At 46.9% G+C, this 8,535-nt stretch carries 10 protein-coding genes; 2 read left to right on the forward strand and 8 right to left on the reverse strand.

Going from position 1 to position 8,535, the window contains the following annotated elements; translation table 11 throughout:
- The coding region (locus R3177_RS10810) for an ATP-binding protein (protein ID WP_318971040.1) at nt 1–276 on the forward strand (276 nt) is incomplete at its 5' end.
- A 1-nt stretch (nt 277) separates the two neighbouring features.
- On the forward strand, nt 278–1,636 hold the full coding sequence (gene prsR, locus R3177_RS10815; protein ID WP_318971041.1) for a PEP-CTERM-box response regulator transcription factor: 1,359 nt from the start codon (nt 278–280) through the stop codon (nt 1,634–1,636).
- 85 nt (nt 1,637–1,721) lie between these two features.
- Here the strand turns inward: prsR and R3177_RS10820 are convergent, their stop codons facing one another.
- The 8 genes from R3177_RS10820 to pgk form a co-directional block, all read right to left on the reverse strand.
- Nucleotides 1,722–2,987, reverse strand: coding sequence for a tetratricopeptide repeat protein (locus R3177_RS10820; protein ID WP_318971042.1), 1,266 nt, complete (start codon nt 2,985–2,987; stop codon nt 1,722–1,724).
- 2 nt (nt 2,988–2,989) lie between these two features.
- Nucleotides 2,990–3,604 (reverse strand): energy transducer TonB, encoded by a 615-nt coding sequence (locus tag R3177_RS10825; protein WP_318971043.1) that lies wholly within the window; start codon nt 3,602–3,604, stop codon nt 2,990–2,992.
- A 2-nt stretch (nt 3,605–3,606) separates the two neighbouring features.
- A complete protein-coding gene (locus R3177_RS10830) occupies nt 3,607–4,011 on the reverse strand; it encodes an ExbD/TolR family protein (RefSeq protein ID WP_097111182.1) in 405 nt (134 codons plus the stop codon).
- Between the two features lie 11 nt (nt 4,012–4,022).
- On the reverse strand, nt 4,023–4,550 hold the full coding sequence (locus R3177_RS10835; RefSeq protein WP_318971044.1) for a MotA/TolQ/ExbB proton channel family protein: 528 nt from the start codon (nt 4,548–4,550) through the stop codon (nt 4,023–4,025).
- Nucleotides 4,550–5,917, reverse strand: a complete 1,368-nt coding sequence (locus R3177_RS10840; RefSeq protein ID WP_318971045.1) for a MotA/TolQ/ExbB proton channel family protein — start codon at nt 5,915–5,917, stop codon at nt 4,550–4,552. Before R3177_RS10840 ends, R3177_RS10835 begins: the two co-directional genes overlap by 1 nt.
- A gap of 6 nt (nt 5,918–5,923) precedes the next feature.
- Nucleotides 5,924–6,694 carry a DUF3450 domain-containing protein gene (locus R3177_RS10845; protein ID WP_318971046.1) on the reverse strand — a complete coding sequence of 257 codons (771 nt, stop codon included), beginning with the start codon at nt 6,692–6,694 and terminating at the stop codon, nt 5,924–5,926.
- Between the two features lie 264 nt (nt 6,695–6,958).
- Nucleotides 6,959–8,023, reverse strand: coding sequence for a class II fructose-bisphosphate aldolase (gene fba, locus R3177_RS10850; RefSeq protein WP_318971047.1), 1,065 nt, complete (start codon nt 8,021–8,023; stop codon nt 6,959–6,961).
- Nucleotides 8,024–8,117: 94 nt separating this feature from the next.
- A partial coding sequence (pgk, locus tag R3177_RS10855; protein WP_318971048.1) for a phosphoglycerate kinase occupies nt 8,118–8,535 on the reverse strand: 418 nt, incomplete at its 5' end.

Consider the following 8,535-nt stretch of genomic DNA (forward strand, 5'->3'; position numbering starts at 1 on the left):
AATGACGGCCAGTTACAACTCACTATCGCTGATACCGGCTGTGGAATGAGTGAAGAATTTATTCAGCACCGGTTATTTAAAGCATTTGACTCTACCAAGGGCAACGCTGGCATGGGCATTGGTGCTCACGATGCATTGCATTTTGTAGAAGAACAAGGTGGTCAGCTTATTGTTAGCAGTCAACCGGGCGAAGGGTCTACATTTACTCTGTTCATTCCGTTAAAATCGTCGCTTAGCTTAGCTGAGCACAGAGAAACAGTACTACAAGGAACGTAATATGAAAACTGTACTTGTCGTCGAAGACGATATTGGTATTCAGAAACAATTAAAATGGAGCCTGAGCGACTACGAACTGGTGTTCGCCGATGACAGAGCAAGTGCCATGACTCAGCTGAGACGTTATGAGCCTGCAGTGGTCACGCTGGATTTAGGTTTACCCCCCGACCCGGCAAATGCGTCTGAAGGTCTCAGTTGCCTTGCTGAAATCTTGTCGGTACAACCTGATTGCAAAGTCATTGTCCTAACAGGTAATACCGATAATGAACATGCCTTAAAAGCAGTTGCCTTAGGTGCATACGACTATTACCAAAAACCGATTGATGCCGATGTTCTTAATATTATTATTCAACGCGCTTTTAAACTGACAGAACTGGAGCAGGAAAACCAGGCACTGAAGGCAAGTAGCAGCGCCCAGCCGGATATTATCGGTAATAGCGATGCCATGCTTAAAGCGTGTCGGACCGTTGAAAAAATTGCGCCAACTGAGATCACCACTCTTCTGCTGGGTGAGAGCGGAACTGGTAAAGAAGTGTTTGCCAGGGCAATTCACAAACAAAGTCCGCGTGCCAACAAGCCTTTTGTCGCGATTAACTGCGCTTCAATACCGGAAAACTTGCTGGAGAGTGAACTGTTCGGCTACGAAAAGGGCGCCTTTACCGGCGCTAACAAGACCACCCTCGGCAAAATTGAATGCGCTAATGGTGGTACTTTGTTACTGGATGAGATCGGCGATATGCCCCTGAGTCTGCAAGCAAAGATGCTGCGTTTTTTGCAGGAGCGGGTCATTGAGCGGATTGGTGGCCGACAGGAAATCGAAGCTGATGTCAGAGTGATTTGTGCCACCCACCGTAACCTGGCAGAAATGGTAGCTGACCAAACATTTCGGGAAGACCTTTATTATAGGATCAGTGAGATAACGTTAACAATTCCTCCGCTGCGGGAACGTGGTCATGACGTTATTGTTATTGCTAAAGCCTTGCTGCAAAAATTTAATAAAGAATATAATTCGCAAATTCATGGTTTTACCGACAACGCTGTGCAGGCAATGCTCCAGCATAACTGGCCGGGAAACATTCGTGAATTACAAAACAAACTGAAATCTGCAGTCATTCTGGCTGATAATAAACTTATTGATGCTGCTGATTTAGGTTTAAACGGTAATAGTCATAATAAGCTTGATACACTTAGAAAAGTCAGAGAGCAAGCTGAAACCAGAGCCATTCGCCATGCCTACGCAGTGGCAAATACCAATTTATCAAAGACCGCAGACCTGCTCGGTATTACCCGGCCAACACTTTATGCGCTTATCGACAAATACCGTTTGCATGATCTTCGTCACACTGACCAGGAACATTGAGAATCTGTGGAATACCAACCCGCTTAACGCTTCCAGTAAGATAAAAAAAGCCCGCATTAAGCGGGCTTTTTTTATTCTGCCTTAATTAAAGACTGATACCTTTAGTTTTAGCACGATCTTTAATGTAAGAATCCCAGCTACGAACCTGACGGGCAGCCGCCGGGTCTTTCTTCGCTTCCTGCAGCGCTGCATAAGCCTCTTTCAGTTTACCCTGATAGAAGTATGCTTCCAGAATATTCAAATGAATACTACCGGTGCGGTCAGCATCTCTGCTTAACGCCGCATTAAACGCAGTGATAGCATCTGGATAGCGTTGTATCGACATTAGTGCCATACCCTGCCGGCGATAGGCATCTGCCTCATTCGTCAGCTTAGCAAGCTCACCGTAATACTCCGCAGCTTTACTGAACTCACGAGCGGCCTGATAATTCGAGGCTATCGCGGTCAGCATGGTTCGATCTTTTTTGATCTTGCCACTCTTCATATATTTTTCATATACGGTTGCAGCTTTGTATGGAATATTATTGTTCGCATACATCTGGCCTAAAGCTTTAAATTCAGATTCTTTCTCAAGGTAGCCTTGTGAATGAGCAATCTGAAATGCACTTAGCGACTTACTGTAGTCTTCAACCAGTGTGTAGAAATTAGCCAGATAAATCCAATAGGCTTTTTCCTGAGGAAATAACTGAACCATCGTTTCGACGGTGGCCACAGTTTCCGGATACCGTTTCAATTCGTAATAAGCACCCATTTTCATTAAATAATGATTTTTATTGGGTTCCTTGGCAAAACGAATTGCGTTATCAGCCGCGGGAATCACCTTATCAAATTCACCAAGTTGAAAATGAGCATTCGCTATACGAAGGTAAGCATCAGGATCATTCTCACCGGTAAAACGCATCCACCGTCTGTAAGACTCGATCGCAGCCCGGAAGTTACCTTCCTGGATTTGCAAATCAGCCAACAACTTTAACGCTGCAGCCTGATCATTATAACCGAGTACATCGGGTTTTACGGCTAACTCCAGATACTTCATCGCCTGCTTAACGTCTTTAAAGGCGTATATATTGCCCAAAAACCGGTTTAAAAAGGCAGTATCGAACTCGCCGCTGGGATTAGCATCAACTAATACCGCGATAGCCTCATCCAACTTTTCTTCGTTGTATAGCTCAAGCGCCTTAGTAATTACCCGGCCGACCCGCTCACCAGGCAATTGTGTCTTGGCGTTTTTACGCGCTTCAATCCGCTCACGGTCAGCCGCAGTCAAATCCTGCGCTGCCGCTGGTAATGACACGATGCTAAAGCTCGCTGCTAACATTAAACTGGAAGTTAATAATGTTAATTTGTTCATAGTTAACCTCCTGCCATGTCTAGGGTAAAGTCTAACTGTACCTGCTGACCTGGCTGCCGCATTGGTTTACCGTCAACCACTTTAGGGCTGTACTTCCAACGGCGCAGTGCACGGATGGCTTCGCGATCAAACACCCGACGTGGTTCAGCTTCAATAACTTCTACGTTATCAACACTGCCGTCTTCCATAATAGTGAAACTTAACCGAACCCAGCCTTGCAGGCCGTCACGGGCAGCTTGCACCGGATAACGTGGTTCAATCCGTACTATCGGCGTTGCATCACCATCACGTAGCAGTGAGCCAGGGTTATTCAGGCCGACATTTGCTCCCAGATCCATGCCTGGCATATTAAAACCAACCGCACCGGCGGTGTTAGTCTGCTCAGGCTCAGGCTGTGGCGTTTTTGGCGGCTCAGCCGGTGGCGGTGGCGGTGGTGGCGGTGGAGGCCGCCGCACCTGTGTATCTGAATCAGGCGGCGTAGTGTTGATTTCCACAACAATACGCTCTTGCTCAGGCGCCCGACGCTTGTCGCCGCTTTGAATAAGCAACGCCATAATCAGAAACAACAGAAACGTTACCACTGCACCGATGATTAACGATGTTAGGAAACGCATCATAACTAGTTTTTCTCCCCGGCAATGGTAATTATCAGTGATTGATCAGCAGCTTTAACCTGATCCATTACTTCCATTACTACGCCGTGTTTAGCGCCAACGTCTGCCTGCAGAATAATAGTATCTGTAGGTGATTCAGCCCTTAAACGTTCAATGTTGGCAGAAACCCGCTCAATGTCTACCATCCGCTTGTCCATCCATACTTCGCCATTCTCACGAATTGCAATAAAGATAGTGGCTGACGGTTTTTGTTGTGCCTGGGTTGCTTCCGGCTTGTTTACATCGATACCCGCTTCTTTCACAAAAGACGTGGTAACGATGAAGAATATCAACATAATGAAAACGATATCCATCATCGGCGTGATGTCAATTGCCGCTTCCTCGTCTTCACGAATACGTTTACGTGCCATAAAATTCTCTCTTAATGATGCGGTAAGCTGTCAACGAGATCTGCTTTTTCCCGTTTCACTTTTGTTTCAAGCCGCGTACTGAAAAACACACCAGATAATGCAGCAACCATACCCGCCATCGTCGGAATTGTTGCCATCGAGATACCGGCTGCCATAGTACGGGGATTACCTGTACCCTGCGTTGCCATGATATCGAATACCGCTATCATGCCGGTTACGGTGCCAAGCAAACCTACCAATGGACACATTGCAACCAGAGTTTTAATCAGTAACATCCGTTGATCAAGGTCATTCGTCGCCTCAGAAATCCAGGTATCACGGATTTTATGGGCATACCAGGACGTGGTATCTGCTCTGGCATCCCATCTGGCAATAATATCCCGTTTAATCTTAGGAAATACTGCCGATACGTACCAGTAGCGCTCTAACATCAAAAACCACATGATGAAGAGAACCACGGCAACAACGTATAACACGTTGCCACCGGTATGAATAAAATCCTGTACCGATTCCCACAGCTCTGTTAGCTGGGTCATCATTAGGCGTTCTCCTTCTCCGCATGAGCAGCGACAATACCGGCGCTTTGCTCATCTAAAATATGTAAAATAGACTTTGCCTTAGATTGTACGATGCTGTGAACAAACAATAATGGCAGAGCAGCAATCAGACCCAGTGCAGTTGTTACCAGCGCCAGAGAGATTGAACCTGCCATCAGTTTCGGGTCACCGGTTCCGTACAGGGTAATTTGCTGGAACGTCAGGATCATACCGATAACAGTACCTAACAGACCCATTAGTGGCGCTACCGCCGCAAACAGTTTGATCAAGCCAATGCCACGATCGATACTTGGTGTTTCGCGCAGAATAGCTTCATCAAGCTTCAGCTCAAGGTTTTCCACGTCGGCAGTACGATTCTGATGATATACATTCAGAATACGGCCCAGCGGGTTGCTATCTGAAGGGTTAGCCAGGTTTTTCAGCTGTGAACGCATCTTGCCGCCAACCATGCTTAATACCAGGAAGCGCTCAAGAGCAATTAACAGACCAATAATCAGTAATACGGTGATCAGGTAACCTACAGTACCGCCCTGATGGTAGTATTCCATTAAGGTGCTGCGCTGCTGATTTAACCGCAGTAAGCTGTTACCTTTGGTTGGGTCAACGTATAAACCGGCCAGTTCACCTGTTGGCGTGTTGTGGTACTCAGCAACAGAATTATGAATTTTGGCCTGAGGCTGACGACCCAGCGGCTGGATCTGGTCAGTATCAACGTTACGGATTAAGTACTGATCATCCGTCGTCAGATGGAAAGCACCAAAACGGGTTACCCGCTCAGTTGAACTGCCGCCATCCAGCTTAACCACTTCAGCATCAAACTGAGCAATTTTGGCTGACTCAGTCATTTCAGTCAGCATGGCAACCCACAGGTCTTCCATCTGATTTAATGTTGGTAATTCAGTAGCAGCGGCAATAGCACGCAGTGGCTCTTCACGACCCGGATACTGAGCGCTGATCAGCGAGCTGGAAATCACGCCGATAGTCTGGTTAGCCGCCTGCCGAACCACACCGAACACCTCACCCATAGTACCCTGGGCACTTTCCAGTTCCTGGATTTTCTGAGCGATTAAAATGTCGTTGTCAGAATAGGCTTTAGCCAGACGCTTACCGCGGGCTTCTTCTTCAGCGAATTCTTTTTTTGCTGCATTTAGCATTGCTTGTTTATCAGCACGCTCAGCCAGGAATGCACGCTCGCGTTCCTGATTCATCCGGCCTTCAACAGCACGCTCTTTCTTAATTTGCTCTAATAGCTTGTCAAGCTGCTCGGTGTTTGCCGCAGCGTTAAATGCTACTGATGCCGATAACGTCACGGCAGCAGCAACAACCAAAGTTTTAATAGCCTTTCTCATTTATTCTTACTCCGCTGCGAAAAGTGGTACACGGTCCATATCAGGAGTCGCTTCACGACGTGACATCTTGATAAGGTTGGTGATTGAATTCATGTACGAATCAGGTAGCTTTTCCCAGCTTTTCGTTTCTTTGTTGTACGCCCAGGCCGCTTTGCCGTCTAAAGACTGCGCCGCCAGTGATAAACGGCCAACACTTAAATAATCAACAGTAATATCCTGGCCATCGATATTCAGGGTGCCCTGGAAGGCGGCCATTTCTGTACCGTAGCCCATCTCGATGCTGTAAGCTTCCAGAATCTGACGGTACTGCTCTGAACGTTGTACGTCAGAACGCTCCATCAGCTCGCGTAGTTTTTCAACCCGCTCTAACCGGCGGTCGGTACGCAGTGGAATATCCGCCTTAACAAATTGTTCTAAGGCGTCAATCATCCGGAACATTAAAGGTACGGTACCTTTATTGGTGTTTTCCAGATCATCCATCTGACGCTGTAAAGAATTCAGTTGGCGTTGTTGGTCGTTAACCAGCGTTTGTAAAAAGTCGTTATAAACTTTTAAGTTTTCAGTCTGCACCACAACAACACGGTACTCACCCAGTAATTCCTGAGTCTGTTCATAAATGGTGTTTATTTTTTCCTGAGACTGCACGGCAGCACGTTGGATCTGGCTATTCGCCTGGTGTAGATCTTTTAAGTCTGTTGCGGCTGCTGAGCCGGCAAAAGCTAAGCTGCCAGCCAACGCTGAGGCAACAAGACTCTTTTGAATTTTTTTGTTAAACATAGTTCCCAACCAATTATTGCTGATTAACGTAACCTGATTAGTGTAAGGGCTTATGCTGAAAATTTAACGGATAAATTTCAGATACAATAAGCCCTCGGTTAGAGGGTAAACCGCCCGCATCATTGCAGTTAAAACTCAGATTGTCAACAGCACCCAGCTGCCTGCACCTAAGCTTTGTCGCGATGTTCCGGCCGGTTTATCACCAATTTTATGCGTCATTAAAGCCCTGCTTTTTAATATTTAATGACGTATTAAATATTCTGGTCATTTAATATTCGGAGTCAATTTCCCAGCCGCATATAAATCTACCATTGTATCAAGCGACAAGGCTTTAATTTTGCTGGCATTACCGGCAGAACCAAAGGCCTCATAGCGGGCAATACAGATATCTGCCATTGCCTGCACAGACGCCTGTAAATATTTGCGTGGGTCAAATTCAGCCGGATGCTTCGCCATATATCGACGAATCGCACCGGTTGAGGCTAACCGCAAATCTGTATCAATATTGATTTTACGCACCCCAAACTTAATACCCTGCTGTATTTGAGCGACAGGAACGCCATAAGTTTCAGGTATCTTACCACCATATTCATTTATCACTTCAAGCCAGTCCTGCGGCACGGATGATGAGCCATGCATAACCAGATGGGTGTCCGGGATCCGCTGATGGATCGCCTTAATCCGGTCTATTGCCAGAATATCGTCTGTTGGTGGCCGGCTGAATTTGTAAGCACCATGTGAAGTGCCACAAGCAATAGCCAGTGCATCAACCTGGGTTTCACGCACAAATTGTGCTGCTTCTTCAGGATCAGTAAGCATCTGGTCATGAGTCAGCACACAATCCGCACCAATACCATCCTCCTCACCGGCTTCTCCGGTTTCCAGTGAGCCCAGACAACCTAACTCACCCTCAACCGAGACGCCACAAGCGTGCGCTATTTCCACAACCTTGCGCGTCACATTAACGTTGTAGTCATAATCCATCGGTGTTTTGCCATCTTCGCCCAGAGAGCCGTCCATCATCACTGATGAAAAACCCAACTGAATCGAGCGCTGACAAACAGCCAGTGACGTACCATGGTCCTGATGCATCACCACCGGGATGTGCGGAAACTCCTCCACCGCGGCTAATATCAGGTGGCGTAAAAACGGCGCACCTGCATATTTACGTGCTCCGGCCGATGCCTGCACGATCACCGGACTGTCCGTCTTATCTGCCGCCAGCATAATGGCGCGCATTTGTTCCAGGTTATTTACGTTAAATGCCGGAACGCCGTAACCCACCTCGGCTGCGTGATCCAGCATTTGCCGTAATGATATCAGTGCCATGAAAGCCTCTCTTTTATACTAAGGTACAGTTTGTAGGTAAAATGTTGTATTTATTTAATTATGAATTTTTTATGACGCTGTGGCTTGTCATTTATCAGCGATCTTTTGCCCGCTGTTCCAGTATAGCGACCGCCGGTAAGGTTTTGCCTTCTAAAAACTCTAAAAAGGCACCACCACCGGTAGATATGTAAGATACATCAGCCGCAATACCGAATTTATCAATAGCAGCCAGCGTATCGCCGCCTCCGGCAATTGAAAACGCTTCACTTGCGGCGATGGCCTCTGCTACTGCTTTGGTACCGGCAGAAAATTGCTCAAATTCAAATACGCCAACCGGGCCGTTCCAGACAATGGTTCCGGCGTTTTTAAGTATATCGGTTAACTGACCAATGGTTGCCGGTCCCACATCAAATATCATTTCAGTGCTGGCAACATCAGAGACCAGTTTTAAACTGGCTGCAGTCTCTTCGCTGAATTCCTGCCCCACGACCACGTCAGTTGGCACCGGTATC

It is taken from the genome of Arsukibacterium sp. (genome assembly GCF_033722355.1).
Lineage (GTDB): Bacteria > Pseudomonadota > Gammaproteobacteria > Enterobacterales > Alteromonadaceae > Alishewanella.

Coding starts and splice junctions, on each gene's coding strand:
- prsR (WP_318971041.1), top strand. CDS start 278: ATGAAAACTGTACTTGTCGTCGAAGACGATATTGGTATTCAGAAACAA.
- R3177_RS10820 (WP_318971042.1), bottom strand. CDS start 2,987: ATGAACAAATTAACATTATTAACTTCCAGTTTAATGTTAGCAGCGAGC.
- R3177_RS10825 (WP_318971043.1), bottom strand. CDS start 3,604: ATGATGCGTTTCCTAACATCGTTAATCATCGGTGCAGTGGTAACGTTT.
- R3177_RS10830 (WP_097111182.1), bottom strand. CDS start 4,011: ATGGCACGTAAACGTATTCGTGAAGACGAGGAAGCGGCAATTGACATC.
- R3177_RS10835 (WP_318971044.1), bottom strand. CDS start 4,550: ATGATGACCCAGCTAACAGAGCTGTGGGAATCGGTACAGGATTTTATT.
- R3177_RS10840 (WP_318971045.1), bottom strand. CDS start 5,917: ATGAGAAAGGCTATTAAAACTTTGGTTGTTGCTGCTGCCGTGACGTTA.
- R3177_RS10845 (WP_318971046.1), bottom strand. CDS start 6,694: ATGTTTAACAAAAAAATTCAAAAGAGTCTTGTTGCCTCAGCGTTGGCT.
- fba (WP_318971047.1), bottom strand. CDS start 8,023: ATGGCACTGATATCATTACGGCAAATGCTGGATCACGCAGCCGAGGTG.